Here is a 19,002-nt window from a genome sequence, read left to right as displayed (position 1 = left end):
ATATATTTTTTTAAATAAGAATTGCCTTATAATATAGACTTTATATCATAAGGCAATTCTTAAATTTATTTTAATTTATTTTTTTTAGCCAATGTTGGAAATATAAATCCTAATGCAATAAGAATAAATGGAGTTAATACATTTAATGTTATTTGGAATATCCATTGTGATGAGAATACCTCTACACCCTTAGGGAACATTCCCATTATACATGCAAATGCAGTAAATATAAAGCACCATGAACCTATCACCATTGCTAATTTAGAATTTTTAACAAATTTATACTCTAAATTAAATGTGCCTTCTTTTGCTTTTCTAAGTGCTACATATGCTAAGAATACCCATAAATATCTCATTGGCATTACAATTGAGTTGAGGTCTAATAACCAGTTAAATAATGAATTCATATCACCTATTCCTAATGCAGGAACTATAATTAATATTCCTACTAATATCAATGTTATTTTATATCCTGTTATAGGTGTTCCATTTTCATTTGTTTTTAACAAGCTTTTTGGCACATATTCTTCATCAGCTTCTGCTAAGAATACTTTTAATGGTGCATCTATTGAAAATACTAGTGCAGATATTTGAGCTAATAAGTTTGCTATTGAATATAATACAACGAATGTATTCCCCAATCCATAATAATCTCCAAGTATAGCAAAAGCATAATACTGACCATTCATTTTTAAGTCTGCTGGTATGTTATTTGCATCAAACATCATAGACATTGCTATTGAACCAAGTATGGCACATATTGCAACCATACCTGCTAAAATCATCATTCCTCTTGGAAATTCTTTTGATGAATTTTTAGTATTATTAACATATGGAGATAACTTTTCTGCTCCACCTACTGCAAATACTAACATTGATAATGTAGTAAAATAAGCAAAATTAAATTCAGGCATTATAGATTTAAATGTTATATTTGTAGTTGCTGGTTCAACGCCTCTTAACATAGGTGCTGTAACAACTAACAATATGTACAATAGGGACATGACAAAGACAGCTGTTCCTGCTATTGTTCCAATTTTTTTTATTGAATTTATACCTTTAGCTGCAACCCACATAAAAAATATAAATATTCCTAAAATTAGAAATTGAGCAACTAACGTACTAAATGAATCCATAAATTTACTATCCGGAAATATAGCCCAATCCAATGCTATTAATACTGATTGAGGTTTCTGAGCTAGATAAGGTATATGAACAACCCAATAAGTAAATCCTGCAAAGTATGCTAATTTCCTTCCACTAGCTCCTGTAGTTTCTCTTATCCAAGTACTAACTCCTGCTTTACCATCTTTAAAAGCAGAACCTAATTCACCAACCATTAAAACATATGGTATAAAGTATAAAGCTATAATAAGTACCCATGACACTATAACTTTTAATCCTTGATTTGCATAATTATTAACTACATTACCAAATCCCCAAACAGAAACAAACCCCATTAAACCAAGATTATACCACCTTAACTTTTCTCCTTCATTATCACTCATTTTTTCCAACTCCTTTTTTTTGTATTAAAATTTAAAGATTTCTTTAAAAAATTTTAACACATATTTAAAATTAATCAAAACATTTTATATTATTTATATTTTATTTGATTAAATTATTATAATAATTATTGGTAATATTTTTTATTTTTTTATCTTTTTATAGTTTTTTCGACTTTTTAATTTTTACATATAGTATAACTAAAAATTTTATATCTAATTCATTGTGTATAAATAAAATTACTTTTATTCATAAAACAACGGTATGTTCTTTAAATCAATATATTTATTTGTAATCCTATTTTTATTTTTCTAAATACGAATAATTGTTGTTTATTTTCAAAAAAAGCAATTGAAATAATGAATAGTTACCTTTTTCATTATTTCAATTGCTTTTTACTATATAAATTAGAATTACTTATTCTCTGTTATTTCTTTTTCTATAGTTTTTATAATCTTATCACTCCCCCCCCTATTTTGCTTGTAGCATTTTTTATATTTAAATTTTAAATAATTTACAAAATACTCCTTATTGTTTTTACTATGCATTACATTATTCCTCCTTACAGCATTTAGTTATTTCTCTATAATAATTTTCAAAAAAATGATGATTATATTCTGGCTTAAAATATTGTTTTTTCTTAATCCAAATAAATCCATCTGATTTTGATATCACTGCTACATCTACTGGTCCACCAACTGTTAATGCTTTTTCATCTAATGCTACTTGACGCTTAAACGATGTTAAGTTTACTAAAGACTCTGCCATAGATGATAATTCCTCAATTGGTAAATATCTTATAGCTCTGAGTACAGGCACTAAATATTCTTGTTGAGAATACTCTATTACATTTTTAATAACTTTTTCAAATCTACAATTCATTTCTTTTTTCAGTTCATCTTTTTCATCTTTAGAAACTTTATTTTCATCTATTTCATCTATTAAATTTAAAATATTATAATTAAATGATTTTTCAATTATATTTATATAATCTAAACTTATTCCCCTTAAAAACGTATTTACTATATCTACTTGTGCAAAAGGAATTATGCATTGATCCATTTGTAAATCAACCTTTTCATACATATCCACTTTATATTTTAAAAACCCTTTTATATAACCTGAAATTTTATAGCATACTAATACTGGGAAAATGTCTTTATCTCCAAATCCTGATATTACTACTCCTGTATAATTACTTAAAAATATATCTTTTTCAAACATCATATTACACATATCTATTACTTTTTGGAGATGCGTTTCATCCATACACTCTTTTCCTAAGTATTCATCTATATATTTTTTACAAAGGTCATTATATGAATTTCCTATTAAAACACATAAATCCTCCGGTGCCTCGTCCAATACTTTTGCTTTATCTATTTTTTCATAATAAAAATCTATAACCTTATGGGAAATGCTTTTTAATTCACTTTCTTCTAATGGTCTTTCTAAACCTTCAACTTTTTCAAAATAATTTTTTTCTATTTTTGAATTTATTTCTTTTATAAGCGGTATTACCATTTGCAAATAATATTTTTTCTCATATTTTTCAAATTCATATATATTATTTTTTAACTTTCTTATGAAATCTTCACCGTATTCTATAAGATAGTCCTTTTTTATCTCTCCTAATTTTATTTTATAATCTTTTATTATAATCTCCCAAGGTATTCCCATAAATTCTGCATTATTATAAATCATTATACCTAATGGCTCATATTTGGATAACCTAAAAAGCTTATTTGCAGTATTATAAAATTTATTTCTATCTCCAATAGTTACTGCACTATCTGCTGCTAATGCTATTGCCTTTTTATTCATAATAGCTATTTCTGCAGTCATAGTATCCCTCCTAAGCCAATTTGCACCATGAATACAAACTGTTGTATAAAGTTTTAACTATATTATTTTTAATTTTATAATTTATATTATGATACAACCTTGTTTAAGGTACTTATTTTACAGTTTTTCTATTAATTCAGTAAATTTCATATAATAATTCACCTTTAAATAAGAATAAAAAACATTGAAAGATTTTTTATCTTTCAATGTTTTTTATTCTTATAAGATTCCAGATTGTTTAATTATAAACACTTAGTTTAAAAACATACTTAAATCATCTTCAGCACTTGTTATTCCACCAATATTAAATGTTTCTATTAAAACATTAGCTACATTTTGTGATAAAAATGCTGGCAATGTTGGTCCTAAATGTATATTTTTAACACCTAAATGTAATAATGCAAGTAATACTATTACTGCCTTTTGTTCATACCATGCAATGTTATAACATATAGGTAAATCATTTATATCATTTAGTTCAAATACTTCTTTTAATTTTAAAGCTATTAATGCAAGTGAGTACGAATCATTACATTGACCTGCATCTAGTACTCTTGGAATTCCATTTATATCACCAAGATTAAGTTTATTATATTTATATTTTGCACATCCTGCTGTTAATATAACAGTATCCTTCGGCAATTTTTCTGCAAATTCAGTATAGTAATTTCTTGATTTTGCTCTTCCATCACATCCTGCCATTACAAAGAATTTTTTAATTGATCCACTTTTAACAGCTTCAACAATTTTATCTGAAAGTTGAAATACTTGATTGTGTGCAAATCCACCAATAATTTCTCCTGTTTCAATTTCTGTTGGACTATTACACTTTTTAGCATGCTCTATAATTTGTGAGAAGTCCTTAACCCCATCATTATTTTCATTTATATGTTTTAAATCTGTATGCCCTACTATACCTGTAGTATACACTCTATCTTTATATGATTCTTTTGGTGGAACTAAACAATTTGTTGTCATTAATATTGGTCCATTAAATTTTTCAAATTCTTCTGTCTGTTTCCACCATGCATTTCCATAATTACCTATTAAATGAGAATTTTTTTTAAGTTGTGGGTAATAATGTGCCGGCAACATTTCACTATGAGTATAAACATCCACTCCTGTGCCTTCAGTTTGCTTTAATAATTCTTCAATATCTTTTAAATCATGTCCACTTATTAATATTCCCGGATTATTTCTAACACCTATATTTACTTTGGTAATTGTAGGATTACCATAACTTTCAGTATTAGCCTTATCTAATAAAGCCATTCCTTCTACACCAAATTTACCTGTTTCTAAAGTTAATCCTATCAATTCATCTATAGTTAATTTATCATTTAGTGTTGAAGCTAATGCTTTACTAATAAATGCATCTATATCTTTATTGTAATAGTTCAATTGGCTAGCATGTTTAACATAAGCACACAATCCTTTAATACCATATGTTATCATTTCTCTTAAAGATCTTATATCTTCATTTTCCGTAGATAACACTCCAACAGTTTTAGCTTTAGCTAACATTTCATATTCTGATACATAATTCCAACAAGCTGCTTGTGGTAACCCCTGTAATTTACCACCATTTTTTTCTATTTCTTTTTTTAGATTTTCTCTTAATTCTATGCCGTATTTTATTCTCTCTATAAAAACATCTTCATCCCAATTTGCATTTGTTATAGTTGCAAATAATGATTCTACTATAAATTTGTCTACAAGTTCATTTTCAATATTTAGTTCTCTTCCTATTTCACTTACTACAGAAACACCTTTTACAACATATACTAGTAAATCCTGAATATTAGCAAGTTTTTCACTTTTTCCACATACTCCTTTTATTGTACAGCCTTTACATCCTGCTGTTTCTTGACATTGATAACAAAACATACCCATATCTTTTAGCCTCCTAAATTCTTTAATTTATCTAAATATTTTATAGATTTATTTTCATTGTTTATTTAATTTGCAATTACTTTATGGCTTTATTATAGAGTCTATAAAGATAAACGTCGGTATCATATGTTACGCCTTTTATAAATTTTATTAAATGTGACTATATATTATAAAAATCTAAATTCCTTATACTAAAAAAGAGTTCTATAACATGAACTCTAATTTTCTTCTTTATTTGTAATTTTAACTATTAACTTTTCATCTATTAATTCACTTTTACTAAATCCTTTTTTAAAGCATCTTATTTGTTTGTATTTTGTTCCATTCATAGTAAAGTCTAATACATCTATTCTGTCCCCTATATATATTACAGGATCTTTTTTATCTTTTAATTTTATAATCACTTCCATAATATATTCCTCCATTTTAACTTAGATTATTGTATTATAAATTATATCACAATTAAAATTTACTTTATATAAAAAACAACTATAATATACATATACATGAATTTTAACAATAAACTTTAATTATATAGATATAAAAGTTTAGGATTAATAAATTTTAAAGTCTACTTGGAACTCTATATACTATTGCACTTTAAATTTTATTAAATTTTTAGGGGGAAATGTTTATGAATACTTTATTTATTAATGGGGAAATTTTTTCTGCTAATAAAAATAATGATTTTTTTCAAGTTATTGGCATAAGAGAAAATACTATTGATTTTTTAGGTTATAACAGCGATATTAAAGATATTAAAGCTAATTATGATTCTATAATAGACCTTAATGGAAAACTGATGGTTCCTGGCTTTAATGATAGTCATATGCATCTTTTAGGTTATGGTTATGCTAAGCATATAATTAATTTAAATAAATGTGATTCCTTTTATGAAATTATTAAGACTTCCAAAAATTATATATCAAAAAACAAGTATAATTTACCTAAAGTAATTTTAGGTCGAGGATGGAATCAAGACAATTTAGTTGAAAAGTTAATACCCACTAAAGAAATTTTAGATAAAATCTCTACAAACATTCCTATAATTTTTACAAGAGCCTGTGGTCATATAGCCGTTTGTAACTCTGAAGCATTGAATTTATTATGTAACAATTTCAATAAAAATATTTTACAAAATAATTTAGATTTCAAAACTGGTATTATTAAAGAAGATGGCTTAACTATATTAAATACACTTGTTGAAAATCCTACATTAAATGAATTAAAAGAGATGATTTTATCCACTTGTGATGAACTTATAATTAACGGTATAACTTCTGTTCAAAGTGATGATTTTTGTGCTCTTCCAAATCGTGATTGCAAATTAGTTTTACAAGCTTTTCATGACTTAGCTTCAGAAGACAAACTCCCTGTAAGAGTTTATGAGCAATGTCTATTCTCTAATATAAATGAATTTAAAACCCTAGTTAATAATAAAGATTTACAATTTCATAGTGGAAATAATTTTTTTAAACTAGGGCCATTAAAATTACTTTTAGATGGTGCTCTTGGTGGAAGAACTGCTTATTTAAATAATCCTTACAAAGATGATTTAAATAACTATGGTATCTCAAATTTATCAAGAGAAGAATTAGATGAATTTGTTAACTTTGCTAATAAAAATAAAATTCAAATAGCAGTACATGCAATAGGTGATAAAGCAATAGATTGGGTTTTAGATTCCTACGATAAGTTTACAGAAAAATATAATCCCCTTAGACATGGAATTATTCATTGCCAATTGACTACGGAAAAGTCACTAAAGAAAATGGCTGATTTAAATACTTTAGCATATATTCAACCAATTTTTCTTAATTATGATATTCATATTGTTGAAAATCGCATAGGCTATGATAATGCTAAATTCACCTATGCTTTTAACACTATGAACAACCTTGGCATAAATATTTCAAGTGGTTCTGACGCTCCTGTAGAACATTTTAATGTTCTACATGGGATTTACTGTGCTGTAAATCGAAAAGATCTATGTAATTTCCCCCAAAATGGTTGGTTTAACAATGAATGTTTATCTGTTTTAGACTCTGTAAAATCTTTTACCATAAATGGCTCTTATGCTTCTTTTGACGATAAAATCAAAGGCTCTTTAGAAAAAGGTAAATTAGCAGATTTGGTTATATTAAGTAAAAATATATTTAAAATTGATAAGGAATACATTAAAGACACCTCAGTTTTATTAACTATGATAGATGGTATTATTAGATATAATAACTTATAGAAGTAAAAATTAAAGGGGAAATTTTTTTCGCCTTTAATTTTTACTTTCTTTAATATGTGTCTTAAAATATCCTTATACATCTGAATTATTATTTTTTTCATACATTCCTAAAACATTTTTCACATTTCCAATGATTTTATTAATCTTATTAGGATTATTATTTTTCTCTAACACATCACTATCTACATTTATTTTTCTTACTATACTTTTATCTTCTATAAATCTAGTAAGGTTCATTATTGGATTAAATATATTTATAGTATCTTCATATCCAAGTTTAATGCGCTTTTGTGCCCCTTCTACAGTAAAATCTAGAGTTCCACCTAAAACCCCTTCTTCAATAACAGATGGAACTATATTTATTATTGAAGTATTAGGAAATGCACTCTTATTCACCATATTTTCCTTAGATAGATGGACTAAAATTATCAAATCACATCCTTCGCCGTACACAGGTTGAATAGGCAAGTTATCAACTATCCCTCCATCTAAATATTGAGTATATTCTATTTCTTCACATTCATATATCATAGGCAATGCAGATGTTGCTAATAATATTTTTTTTATATCTTCTTTTTCTCTATTATTTATATAAAAATATTTAGGCATTAATGTGGAAACTTCTGTACATGCAACATAACAATTTTTATTACTGCTTTTTATTAAATCAAAATTTATTTCTTCCATAACTTCTATAAGTCCATCTCTAGATATGTTTCCACCTACTATAACTTTAGGCATATGTTTCTTTATAAATGCTATATTCTTCAACCCTAAAGCTAACAATATACCCTTTTTAGTTAAATCCTTATCATTTATCGGCAATATTTTTTCCTTGGTTATATTTCTCCACATATTTTCTGCTAATTCTAAGTCATTTTGCATAAATAAAACTGCGTTTAAAGCGCCGATTGATGTTCCTGAAATTATATTAATATATTTATCTATTTCCAGTTCTCTCAAGGCCTTCCAAACGCCTATTTGATAAGCACCTTTAGCACCACCACCAGCTAGAACCATACCTATTTTCATAAAAAAATATAACCTCCTACATATAAATTTATAAGATAAAATTAAATTAATATTACAATTTATTACCTCTTATTACCAATATATTATCTTTATTTAATATTGTGTAGTGTAATGACATATTATTAATAATAATTCAAACTAAAATTTTAGTTTATTTTTATAAAATTTTAAGTTATTTTCATATTAATTGCTGATTTTTAAAGTTAATAGCTTGAATTTTTGCTTTAAATTAAGTATTTTATTAAATTTCTCTTGAAGATTTTTTTGAAAGGACTATAATAATATATGGTTTGTTAAAATCATATATTTTTTGTATTACAGTTTGAATTAATTGGATTTAATTCCTTTTATTTAAATAACCACAAGGAGGCAGTTAAATGACACAACCTAAACTTTTACATCTTTTTAGAAAAAAAAGTTTTTCTAAAGAGCAATTTTTCAAAGATATGATAGCTGGAATAATAGTAGCTATTATAGCATTACCACTTTCTATAGCCCTTGGTATATCATCAGGTGTAAGTCCTGAAAAGGGTCTCATAACCGCAATAATAGCAGGTTTTTTTATTTCTTTCTTAGGGGGTAGCAGTGTCCAAATTGGTGGACCTACAGGAGCATTTGTTGTAATTGTTTATGGAATTATTGAACAATATGGCATTGAAGGATTAATAATTGCTACACTGATGTCTGGTATAATTCTTGTAATATTAGGCCTTTTAAAGTTAGGTTCTCTTATTAAATTCATACCATATCCTATAACAGTAGGGTTTACAGCTGGTATTGCAGTAACTTTGTTTACTACTCAAATCAAAGACTTTCTAGGACTTTCTATTGATAAAGTACCTTCTGAGTTCATACCTAAGGTAATTTCCTTTATATCAAATATAAATACTATAAATTTTACAGCATTATTACTAGGAATTGCTTCTATTGCTATAATCCTTTTATGGCCAAAAATAAATAAGACCATTCCTGGTTCATTAATCGCGCTTATTATTACAACATTAGTAGTATGTATATTTGATTTGCCTGTAGCAACAATAGGTAGTCAATTTGGTCAAATAAGTTCTAAATTTCCAAGTCCATCAATACCAAATGTTAACTTAAACACAATTTTAAGTCTTATAAAACCAGCATTTACAATTGCTATACTTGCTGGAATAGAATCTCTTTTATCTGCTGTTGTTTCAGATAAAATGATTAATGATAAACATGATTCAAACATGGAACTTATAGGACAAGGTGTTGCAAATATTTTTTCAGGTTTATTTGGTGGAATTCCAGCTACTGGAGCTATAGCAAGAACTGCCGCAAATGTTAAAAACGGCGGAAGAACTCCAATTTCTGGAATAATACATGCAATTACTTTATTTTTAATAATGAAAATATTTATGCCTTATGCTAAATTTATACCATTAACAACTCTTGCTGCTATTCTTATGATTGTTTCCTATAATATGGGTGATTGGAGTTGCTTTAAATCAATGCTGAAAGCACCTAAAAGTGATATTTTAATATTATTTACCACATTTATCTTAACTGTTGTTTTTGATTTAGTTATAGCTATAGAAGTAGGAATGGTTATAACTATGTGTTTATTTATAAGAAAAATGTCGCTACATACAAAAGTAAATCATTTACCAATAGAAGAAAGTGTACATGATTCTTTAAAAGATCACATAATGATTTATGATATAGATGGACCATTATTTTTTGGTGCTACTGATACTTTTCATGATAGTATAAACAATATAATAGGAAAACATCGCTCTAAAAAAATATTAATACTTAACATGGATAAATCTAAACTTATGGATATTACAGCATATACTGCTTTAGAATCTATAGAAGAGTTTTGTACTGAGAATAAGATTAGACTTATTTTATCTCAAGTTCATCAACAACCTATGAAGGTTATTACTAATATGGGCTTATTAAAAAGACTTGATAAAAATAATATTACAGTATCCTTAAATGAAGCTGTAGAATTAGCTAATTCTATATTAATAAAACAAAAAGTTATTGCATAACAAAAAAGCTGTCTAATAAGGCAGCTTTTTTATTGTTTAATTATAATTTTTAAAATCTTTTAAAATTTCATCAGTAACTATTTTGCTTGATTTTAAAACCATTGCTACCCCCGCTCCAGGGTGTATTGAATCACCGACAAAATATAAATTTTTTAATTTTTCTATTTTACACTGTGGCCTAAACCAATTTGTCTGACTTAATGTAGGACTAATCCCAAAAGCACAGCCATTAAAACAATTAAATTTACTTTCTAAATCTTTTGGCGTTAAATAATTTTCATATATTATATGTTCCTTCAAATCTTCTAAACCATCTATAGATAATAAAATAGATAATATTTTTTCTTTCAAAAGTATTATAGTATTTTCATTCCATTCTACAGAATTTTCGCATAAATTCGGAACTCTAACTATAATATTTAATATTTCTTCTCCATTTTTATTTATTGTATTATCTATTTTACTAGGACAATAAATGTAAATGGATGGGTCTATAGGTAATTCACCTATAAATATCTTTTGCGTATTATCTTTAAAATTTTTATTTAAATATATGTTATGAACTTTTAAAATATCATATTTCTTATTTAATGCTAAATACATTATAAAAGTAGAACAAGTATACTGTATTTTTTTCATAGTATATTTTCCAATTTTTAATTGTGAATTATTTTCATTCAAAAGTTTTTTTATTGTATATGAAAAATCACTATTACAAACTACTATATCGCACTTTTCTAATCCTTTGTTTGTTATTACACCAGCAGCCTTATTATCCTCTATATGTATTTTTTTTACATTTTTTCCACACTCTATTTCTCCACCTAACTCTAATATAAATTTTTCTAATACTTCTACATACCTATACATTCCCCCTTCAATATGCCATAATCCATGAAGCTGAGATATCATAGGAATTAATGTATAAATACTAGGTCCATCAAAAGGAGATATTCCAACATACATACTTTGAAAAGCTAAAAATTCTGTAAGTATATTATTATCTATAAACTTCTTGATATAATGATATGAACATTTACTAGTTTTCAAGCTTTCTATCACTTTAATATTTTTAGGTTTTAAAATTTTAAATTTATTTATTTGGCTTTCACATAAAAAATAGTTATTTGCAGCTATATAATGTTTATATGTATCCCCTAAAAATTTAATATATCCATAAGAATCCTTTTGTGAAAAATCTTCTAATGTATTCATAAGTTTATACAACTCATTATTAAAATCATAATATTTATTTTCATATGAAAATACCCTATATATAGGATTTATACTTTTTACATTAAAAAACATACTAAAATCCTTGTCAATATATTCTATTAGCTCCTTATAAGGTTCTATAATCATTAATATAGAAGCTGTTAAGTCAAATTTAAAATTCTTTTCTTTTAATAAATTAACTTTTCCTCCCACCCTGCATTCTTTTTCTATAATTTTGACATCATAACCATTTTTCAATAGCCTTAAACCAGTTGCTAATCCTCCAATTCCACCACCTATAACTATTACTTTTTCACTCATAAAAAAACCTTCTTACTAATAGAATTTATTTATAAATTAACCACCTAAAGTCACATCTTGTGTATCATACCAATTTAATGCATCTAAAAAGTGTTGTTTTTCAAATTCTGGCCAAAATTTATCTATAACATAAAAATCAGCATATACAGATTGAACTGGTAAAAAACCACTAAGCCTTCGTCTTCCACCCCAACGTATTATAAGATCAATTCTTGAAACTTCTTTTGATTTAATATTATTATTAATATTTTTTCTATTTATATCTGCTATTTTTAATTCATTTAAATCCCATTCCCATCCATAATTCACCAAAAAGTTTACTTTTACTCCACCTTTTCCAAAAACTTTTCTTTTAGTAAAAGGTACCAGTTCTTTTGGAAATACAGGCGATTCAGTATTACCAACTACCAAAAGTTCTGCATTTTCTTTTGACAATATGTTTACAGCACTTATGCATGCATCTATAAAAGCTTTTTTTTGATTTGCAGGTCTTTTAGTATTATCCGTTGTAAATCCATAATAAGTAATTTCTTCTATTCCTAATTCCTCGCAAGTCTTAAAAAGCGCTAATCCTGGGTTTATACCAGATTCATATCCATCCTCTTTGTTAAGACCATTTGATACTGCCCATCTCCTGTTTCCATCTGGGATTATACCTATATGTTTTGGTAATCTCATAAAATTCACCTCTTATAAATTAAGTCTATTCATATTAATTCTTACCAAATATAAAAAATATAATCTTTAAATAAGTATTATTTTTTGCGCATTTTAAAATAAATAGCTTCATACTATACGCTTCGCTTTCACACAAAAATGGAGCTATTGTAAATTTAACCTATATCAGTTAAATTTACAACAGCTCCACTTTTATATTTAAGTTATTAAAATAACTTATACATTAAATATTGATTATATACCTTCTATTTTATTATTCCAAAATTCATTCATATTAACAACTTTCCCTGTTAACCTAGATTCTTCTGCTGCAAAGGCCATAACATGGCTCTCTACAGATTTTATAGCAGGGGTTTTTGCTTGACCACCTTTACCTCCTACTAATGCTATAAAATCCTCCATTATTTTTGTATCGCCGCCTAAATGACCACTTTCAACAACCTCAGGAATTATAGTTTTCCAATGATTTTCTGTAAATTTCTTAACTTCTATTACATTTTTACCATCATGAGCTCTTACTTCACCATTAGTAAACATAAGCTTTAAAGTTCTATTACAATCCTGTGTAAATGCACTTAGATTAAAAGTTGCTGTTATATTATTCTCAAACTCTAATATAGTTACCATATGGTCAACAACATTATTATCACACTTATAGACACATCTTCCATAAGGTCCACTTTTTAAAGCTTCTTTTAAATTTTCTTTTGTTGGTACCGGATGTACTACAGTTTTAAATATAGGTTTTTCCCCTAAATATAATTTCACTGCAGAGTATGGACATTCTTCTTTATATTTACAATCTATACATCTATCAGCCATTCCTTCTTTTAAATTTGAATTATTCATATGAGATAACTCACCGAATGATGCTATTTTTCTACAGTTTGAATTAGAAAACCATAAAAGTATATCCATATCATGACAACTTTTTGCAAGTATTAATGGACTAGTTTCATTACTGTTCCTCCAATTTCCTCTTGTAAAACTGTGTGCAAAATGCCAATAACCTATATTTTCATTATGTTGTATATTTACTAAATCACCTAATTCTTTTGAATCTATAATTGCCTTTAGCTTGCTGAAAAATGGTGTATATCTTAATACATGACATATCATAAATATTTGATTTTTATATTTTTGGGCAAGTTCTCCAAGTTTTATAATGTCTTCTAACTTATTACTCATAGGCTTTTCTAATAATACATTATAACCTTTTTCTAAAGCTATTTTAGTTGGCTCATAATGGGATTCATCATTATTTGCTATTATTATTGCATCTGCCAATCTTTCTTTTTTAAATAATTCTTTCCAGTGTAAAAAAGTATTTTCATCATTTATTTTATATTCTTCTTTAAATTGATTTCTTCTAATATGATTTGGCTCAGCTACTGCTACAAATTCTAAAAGTTCTTCATTTTCTTTTGCATATGGTGCATATGCATACATACCTCTTGCCCCGGCACCTATCAATGCCACTTTTACCTTTTTCATTATAATTCCCCCAATGTTAAAACAAAATTATGTCATAAATGATATTTCTTTATTTGTAAAATACAACTTTTCCTTTTTTATATGTTCTAATCACATCTAAATTTTCATCTAATATACAAATATCAGCTTCTTTTCCTAAATCTAAAGTTCCCTTTCTATTATTTATACCTAATCTTATTGATGCATTAGTACTTGTCATCGCCACAGCATCTTCTAAAGAACAATTTGTGTAATTAATTATATTTTTAAAAGCATCATTCATTGAAATTGTGCTTCCTGCTAAATTGCCTGATTTTAATCTTGCTTCATTACCTTTTTTTATAACATCTAATCCACCTAATTTATATATTCCATCTTTAAGCCCTCTAGCTCTCATAGAATCTGTTATCAATATAATTTTATCACTACCTTTTAATTTTAATGTTGTTTTTACTACATCTTTATTTACATGTATCCCATCACATATCATCTCTATCATGATGTTATCAAAATATAAACCTGCTGTAACTACCCCTGGATTTCTATGACTATGACTACTACATCCATTATAAAAGTGAGTTATATTAAAATCCCTTATTTTTAATGCTTCACTAATTTTCTCAAAATTAGAATCACTATGACCTATTGAAGAAACTATGTTTTTACTTTTAAGATATTTGGTAAATAGAAAGTCAATATCATTTTCTATAGCATAAGTTACTATTTTTATATTTTTGCATGCCTCCTCAAATTTTTTAAAATCCTCTATATTAGGATTAACTATTAAGTGTTCATCATGAGCTCCTTTAAAACTTTTATTTAAAAATGGCCCTTCTAAATGAACTCCTAATATTTCAGCTCCATAATCATTAAAATTTTTCATATAATAATCTATTGTCTTTAAGGATTTTTCTATGTTTTCTTCACTTTCTGTTAATGTTGTAGGATAAAAAGATGTAGTGCCACTTTTTAAACTTTCTTTAGAAATACATTTTAACCCATCAACATCACCGTCCATAGCATCTTTATTAAATCCACCATGAGTATGAATATCAATGAATCCTGGCACAGCTATACAATTTTTAGGTATTTCGATTTTTTCACCATATTTACTTATACATCCATACATTGTGTATATATAACCTTTTTTTATGACTTTACTCATAACGCACCTCCATGTATTATAGGGTTCCAAGTTGACTTTTAAAATTATCCATTTATCAAATGAGAAAACTCAAATTAATATTTCTATTAATAACTAACAGATTATTTTAGTTAAAAGTTAAGAGTGAATAGTGAACAGTTGTGGTTCTTAACTAACTATATTTGTACTTATTTTTTTTCAACTGATAACAAAAATTTGATGTATAAATTTAAGTTATAGATTGCATCCCCATGTGCATAAAGCTAAGCCACTTTATTCCAATAAAATATTTTTCTTTAAGGACGTCGCTTCTCCGGGTAGTCATAAAAATCAGATAAAAATCTATTTAGAGTTTCTTTGAAATTTTCACAGACTAGCATTTTAAATTTTTTCATTATTACTTTTCAACACTATAAATTTGGAATTTTCAGACTTATATTTATTCCTGTGATTGTATCTCTATAGTTAGAGAATCTTCAATTTAAAGCTAAAACAATTTTATATAAGTGAAAAACTAAAGTCTTATTATATCTATTTCTTTTTTTATTTTATTTACCATATTGTAATCTACCTTTCCTGTTTCTAAATGCATAGCATTGCTTATTCCACAACTATTAGCTAATTTTAAGATATCTTCAATAGGATATTTATTTTCAATTCCTACAGCTAATCCAGCAACAACAGCATCACCACAACCAACAGTATTTGTTATATTTATCTTAGGTATTTTTACTAAATAATTTCCTAAATCACCTACGAAAATCATTCCCTCTTCACCTAAAGATACCGCCACATTTTTTACTCCCATACTTTTCACAATATTAGCGCCATTAATTACTTCTTCAATTGAATTTATTTTTATTTTAAGTAATTGCTCTAATTCTTTCTTATTAGGTTTTATGAAAAATGGTTTGCTATTCAATCCATATTCAAGAAATTTTCCACTTGTATCTAAAATAAATTTTACATTATATTCTTTACATTTTTCTCCTATATTTCTATAATAATTTTCAGGTAACCCTTTAGGTAAACTTCCTGATGCTACTAATATATCACTTTTAATCAATTCAGCTTCTAATACATTTTCAAACTTTTCTCTATCGCTTACTGTTATAGTTGGACCACTTTCTAATATTTCTGTAGATATTCCCTTAGCAGTGATAATATTAATACATTGCCTTGTATTATCATTAATTTTTACAAAATTTGTATTTATTTTTTTATGTTTTAATTGATTATTTATTATATTACCATTCACTCCACCTAAAAAACCTATACAGCTTACCTTCTCACCTATTTCATTACAAACCTTTGCAACATTTATTCCTTTGCCCCCTGGTGTTTTGTAATATTTTAAACATCTATGAACTTGTCCAATTTCTAAATCATCAATAAAATAAGAAATATCAATTGAAGGATTCATTGTTATAATAGTTATCATAACTTCTATATCCTATTATAACTATTGCAAAGAATTATTTTTTCTTTTACAACATTACAAATTGCTTCTTTGCCATAAGGAACATATTTTCTTAAATCTATACAATTAGGATTTTTAAATAAATAATTCTTTATAGCATTTGTAAAAGGGACTTTTAATTCAGTTGCTATATTTATTTTATTTATTCCTAAAGATATAGACTTTCTTATATCTTTTTCATTTATTCCTGATGCACCATGAAGTACCAGTGGTATATCTACATTACTTTTTATTTCTTTTAATCGTTGAAAATTCAATTTGGGCTCTTTTATATATAATCCATGAGCAGTTCCAATAGAAATAGCTAAAGAATCTATATTGGTTTCACTAACAAATTTTATAGATTCTTTTACATTGGTAAAAAATTCTTCTCCTTCTAGTTTTTCTAAATCATTAGTCATAACTACTCTTCCAAGTTCTGCTTCAACAGTTACACCTTTTAAGTGTGCATAATCTGTTATCTCCTTCACTACAGCTATATTTTTTTCTAGATTTAATTTAGAACCATCTATCATAATAGATTTAAATCCTAAATCTATACTTTCTTTTAAGTCATCTATGCCTTCATGATGGTCCAAATGAAATACCATTGGTATAGTGCTTTTTTTCATAGCACTATTGGCTAATCCCAGTATATAATCCTTTCCACAATATTCTATAGTTGATGGGCTTATAGCTAAAATTACTGGTGACTTTAAAAATTCACATCCTTTTATTATACTTTGCAGTGTTTCCATATTATAAAAATTAAAAGCTGGAATAGCATAACCATTTTTTTTTGCATCTAAAAGCAACTTCTTACTATTAATAAATTCCATATAACACCTCATAAACCTTCAACTTAATTTTTTATTTTTCAAAATATGGGGTTCCAAGTTAAGTTTTAAAATTACTCATTCCAAAGCTTGGGTGCCCAAAATTGAATAAATTTTATTTTGAACTTATTTCCCTATATAACCTCACTTTTCAAAGTCAAATTCATATATATTAACTCCTTTTACAACTCTATTAACCACTCCACTTGGACAAGGATTATCAACAGTTATTCCTAAATTCCATGATTTATAAAAAGCTAAAAGTTGTCCAACTATTATATATTGTAGTGGTTGTATAATATCAGTATAATTATCTTCTATAAGAGTATTAAAATTTAATAAATAGTCACAAAATCCTTCTATTTCATTTAACTCTTCTCCCACTGCAATTATAATATTTTCTTTCTTTTCACTATGCATTTCTTTTAATAAATCAATTTCATATTTTCTTTTATACTTATCTTTTGAAATATAAAAAACAGTTACCGTTTTATCATTTATAACTGACTTTGGACCATGTCTAAATCCTAATGCAGTATCATAACTAGAATTTACCTTTCCATTAGTGAGCTCTAGCATTTTAAGTCCAGACTCTCTGGCTATTCCTTTTAAAACTCCTGTTCCTATATAAACTATTCTTTCAAAATCTTTCATTGCTATATTTTTTATATAATTTATATTATCTTCTATAAACTTTTCATTTGAATTTATACAACATTTAATGCTATCCACAATATTATCTATATTATTAATATCAAATATTCCAATTGCTGTTAAAAGCATTGTAGTAAAGCTACTAGTCATTGCAAATCCTATATCATTACATTGTTGAGGCATTAATACAATCAAATCCTCATCACTATTTTCAAATCTTTTATATAAGTTTCCATTTTCATTGCAAGTTATAATTAGTTGATTTAAATTTTTCACTACTTTTTCAGCAATGCCCACTGCTGCAATACTTTCAGGGCTATTCCCAGACCTTGCAAAAGATACCATTATAGTTTCTGTATCCTCATACAAATATTCTAATGGATTTAATACTATATCTGTTGTAGCTATACATTCTACAGATTTTTTCAACCTTTTATTTAAATATGGCCCAATGACTTGTCCCGCAAAAGCAGAACTACCAGCACCAGTTAAAATTATTCTGGTTTCTTTATTATTAAATTTCTTTAAAAACTCTTTTATTTCACATGCTTGATTTTCTATATCATATAAACTTTGCATCCACGCCTTACTTTGTTGAAATATTTCTTTTAGTGTATAATAAGAGTTTCTTTGTTTTAATTTTTCTAATGAAATTCCTGCTCTCTTCATATATTCCTCCT

Annotated in this window: 15 protein-coding genes; 2 read left to right on the top strand and 13 right to left on the bottom strand. The window is 26.4% G+C overall.

From position 1 onward, the window contains the following. Window positions 1-65 precede the first annotated feature (65 nt). The 5 genes from ACYUE0_RS09900 to ACYUE0_RS09880 all read right to left on the bottom strand — a co-directional run bounded on the left by ACYUE0_RS09900 (window position 66) and on the right by ACYUE0_RS09880 (window position 5,654). Window positions 66-1,508, bottom strand: coding sequence for an amino acid permease (locus tag ACYUE0_RS09900; protein ID WP_061995948.1), 1,443 nt, complete (start codon window positions 1,506-1,508; stop codon window positions 66-68). 411 nt (window positions 1,509-1,919) lie between these two features. Then, complete coding sequence (locus ACYUE0_RS09895; protein ID WP_279282970.1) at window positions 1,920-2,054, bottom strand: hypothetical protein; 135 nt, start codon at window positions 2,052-2,054, stop codon at window positions 1,920-1,922. Between the two features lie 4 nt (window positions 2,055-2,058). After that, a complete protein-coding gene (locus tag ACYUE0_RS09890; protein ID WP_460270405.1) occupies window positions 2,059-3,351 on the bottom strand; it encodes a hypothetical protein in 1,293 nt (430 codons plus the stop codon). Between the two features lie 252 nt (window positions 3,352-3,603). Next, window positions 3,604-5,244 (bottom strand): hydroxylamine reductase, encoded by a 1,641-nt coding sequence (hcp, locus tag ACYUE0_RS09885; protein WP_460270404.1) that lies wholly within the window; start codon window positions 5,242-5,244, stop codon window positions 3,604-3,606. 218 nt (window positions 5,245-5,462) lie between these two features. Beyond that, window positions 5,463-5,654 carry a hypothetical protein gene (locus ACYUE0_RS09880; protein WP_061995945.1) on the bottom strand — a complete coding sequence of 64 codons (192 nt, stop codon included), beginning with the start codon at window positions 5,652-5,654 and terminating at the stop codon, window positions 5,463-5,465. A 224-nt stretch (window positions 5,655-5,878) separates the two neighbouring features. Between ACYUE0_RS09880 and ACYUE0_RS09875 the strand changes: the two genes are divergently transcribed. Next, window positions 5,879-7,483, top strand: a complete 1,605-nt coding sequence (locus ACYUE0_RS09875; RefSeq protein WP_460270403.1) for an amidohydrolase — start codon at window positions 5,879-5,881, stop codon at window positions 7,481-7,483. 72 nt (window positions 7,484-7,555) lie between these two features. Here the strand turns inward: ACYUE0_RS09875 and ACYUE0_RS09870 are convergent, their stop codons facing one another. Continuing rightward, window positions 7,556-8,515 (bottom strand): patatin-like phospholipase family protein, encoded by a 960-nt coding sequence (locus tag ACYUE0_RS09870; protein ID WP_460270402.1) that lies wholly within the window; start codon window positions 8,513-8,515, stop codon window positions 7,556-7,558. Between the two features lie 377 nt (window positions 8,516-8,892). Here ACYUE0_RS09870 and ACYUE0_RS09865 point away from each other — a divergent pair, with 377 nt between their 5' ends. After that, the gene (locus tag ACYUE0_RS09865; protein ID WP_460270401.1) at window positions 8,893-10,542 is read left to right on the top strand and encodes a SulP family inorganic anion transporter; all 1,650 of its coding nucleotides are present in this window, start codon (window positions 8,893-8,895) and stop codon (window positions 10,540-10,542) included. 36 nt (window positions 10,543-10,578) lie between these two features. Here ACYUE0_RS09865 and ACYUE0_RS09860 read toward each other — a convergent pair whose 3' ends face one another. From ACYUE0_RS09860 to ACYUE0_RS09830, 7 genes are all read right to left on the bottom strand, one after another. After that, a complete protein-coding gene (locus tag ACYUE0_RS09860; protein ID WP_460270400.1) occupies window positions 10,579-12,078 on the bottom strand; it encodes a phytoene desaturase family protein in 1,500 nt (499 codons plus the stop codon). 36 nt (window positions 12,079-12,114) lie between these two features. Then, entirely contained in the window at window positions 12,115-12,756 is a 642-nt protein-coding gene (locus ACYUE0_RS09855) for an undecaprenyl diphosphate synthase family protein (protein ID WP_061995940.1), read from the bottom strand. A gap of 234 nt (window positions 12,757-12,990) precedes the next feature. Then, window positions 12,991-14,250 (bottom strand): Gfo/Idh/MocA family protein, encoded by a 1,260-nt coding sequence (locus ACYUE0_RS09850; protein ID WP_460270399.1) that lies wholly within the window; start codon window positions 14,248-14,250, stop codon window positions 12,991-12,993. Between the two features lie 49 nt (window positions 14,251-14,299). Further along, window positions 14,300-15,394, bottom strand: a complete 1,095-nt coding sequence (gene nagA / locus ACYUE0_RS09845) for an N-acetylglucosamine-6-phosphate deacetylase (RefSeq protein WP_460270397.1) — start codon at window positions 15,392-15,394, stop codon at window positions 14,300-14,302. Window positions 15,395-15,887: 493 nt separating this feature from the next. Beyond that, entirely contained in the window at window positions 15,888-16,814 is a 927-nt protein-coding gene (gene pfkB, locus ACYUE0_RS09840; protein ID WP_460270396.1) for a 1-phosphofructokinase, read from the bottom strand. A 5-nt stretch (window positions 16,815-16,819) separates the two neighbouring features. Beyond that, complete coding sequence (locus ACYUE0_RS09835) at window positions 16,820-17,671, bottom strand: class II fructose-bisphosphate aldolase (RefSeq protein ID WP_460270395.1); 852 nt, start codon at window positions 17,669-17,671, stop codon at window positions 16,820-16,822. Between the two features lie 141 nt (window positions 17,672-17,812). After that, on the bottom strand, window positions 17,813-18,991 hold the full coding sequence (locus tag ACYUE0_RS09830; protein ID WP_460270394.1) for an SIS domain-containing protein: 1,179 nt from the start codon (window positions 18,989-18,991) through the stop codon (window positions 17,813-17,815). Between the last annotated feature and the right edge of the window lie 11 nt (window positions 18,992-19,002).

Source organism: Clostridium sp. CTA-19 (genome assembly GCF_054767855.1).
The sequence above is the reverse complement of the archived record's forward strand: the minus strand, read 5'-3'. Positions and strand labels throughout refer to the sequence as shown.

Excerpts from the sequence above, each read along its gene's own strand:
- ACYUE0_RS09875 (WP_460270403.1), top strand. The coding sequence starts at position 5,879 with ATGAATACTTTATTTATTAATGGGGAAATTTTTTCTGCTAATAAAAAT.
- pfkB (WP_460270396.1), bottom strand. The coding sequence starts at position 16,814 with ATGATAACTATTATAACAATGAATCCTTCAATTGATATTTCTTATTTT.
- ACYUE0_RS09900 (WP_061995948.1), bottom strand. The coding sequence starts at position 1,508 with ATGAGTGATAATGAAGGAGAAAAGTTAAGGTGGTATAATCTTGGTTTA.
- ACYUE0_RS09830 (WP_460270394.1), bottom strand. The coding sequence starts at position 18,991 with ATGAAGAGAGCAGGAATTTCATTAGAAAAATTAAAACAAAGAAACTCT.
- ACYUE0_RS09865 (WP_460270401.1), top strand. The coding sequence starts at position 8,893 with ATGACACAACCTAAACTTTTACATCTTTTTAGAAAAAAAAGTTTTTCT.
- ACYUE0_RS09860 (WP_460270400.1), bottom strand. The coding sequence starts at position 12,078 with ATGAGTGAAAAAGTAATAGTTATAGGTGGTGGAATTGGAGGATTAGCA.
- ACYUE0_RS09895 (WP_279282970.1), bottom strand. The coding sequence starts at position 2,054 with ATGCATAGTAAAAACAATAAGGAGTATTTTGTAAATTATTTAAAATTT.
- ACYUE0_RS09850 (WP_460270399.1), bottom strand. The coding sequence starts at position 14,250 with ATGAAAAAGGTAAAAGTGGCATTGATAGGTGCCGGGGCAAGAGGTATG.
- nagA (WP_460270397.1), bottom strand. The coding sequence starts at position 15,394 with ATGAGTAAAGTCATAAAAAAAGGTTATATATACACAATGTATGGATGT.
- hcp (WP_460270404.1), bottom strand. The coding sequence starts at position 5,244 with ATGGGTATGTTTTGTTATCAATGTCAAGAAACAGCAGGATGTAAAGGC.
- ACYUE0_RS09835 (WP_460270395.1), bottom strand. The coding sequence starts at position 17,671 with ATGGAATTTATTAATAGTAAGAAGTTGCTTTTAGATGCAAAAAAAAAT.
- ACYUE0_RS09890 (WP_460270405.1), bottom strand. The coding sequence starts at position 3,351 with ATGACTGCAGAAATAGCTATTATGAATAAAAAGGCAATAGCATTAGCA.
- ACYUE0_RS09870 (WP_460270402.1), bottom strand. The coding sequence starts at position 8,515 with ATGAAAATAGGTATGGTTCTAGCTGGTGGTGGTGCTAAAGGTGCTTAT.
- ACYUE0_RS09880 (WP_061995945.1), bottom strand. The coding sequence starts at position 5,654 with ATGGAAGTGATTATAAAATTAAAAGATAAAAAAGATCCTGTAATATAT.
- ACYUE0_RS09855 (WP_061995940.1), bottom strand. The coding sequence starts at position 12,756 with ATGAGATTACCAAAACATATAGGTATAATCCCAGATGGAAACAGGAGA.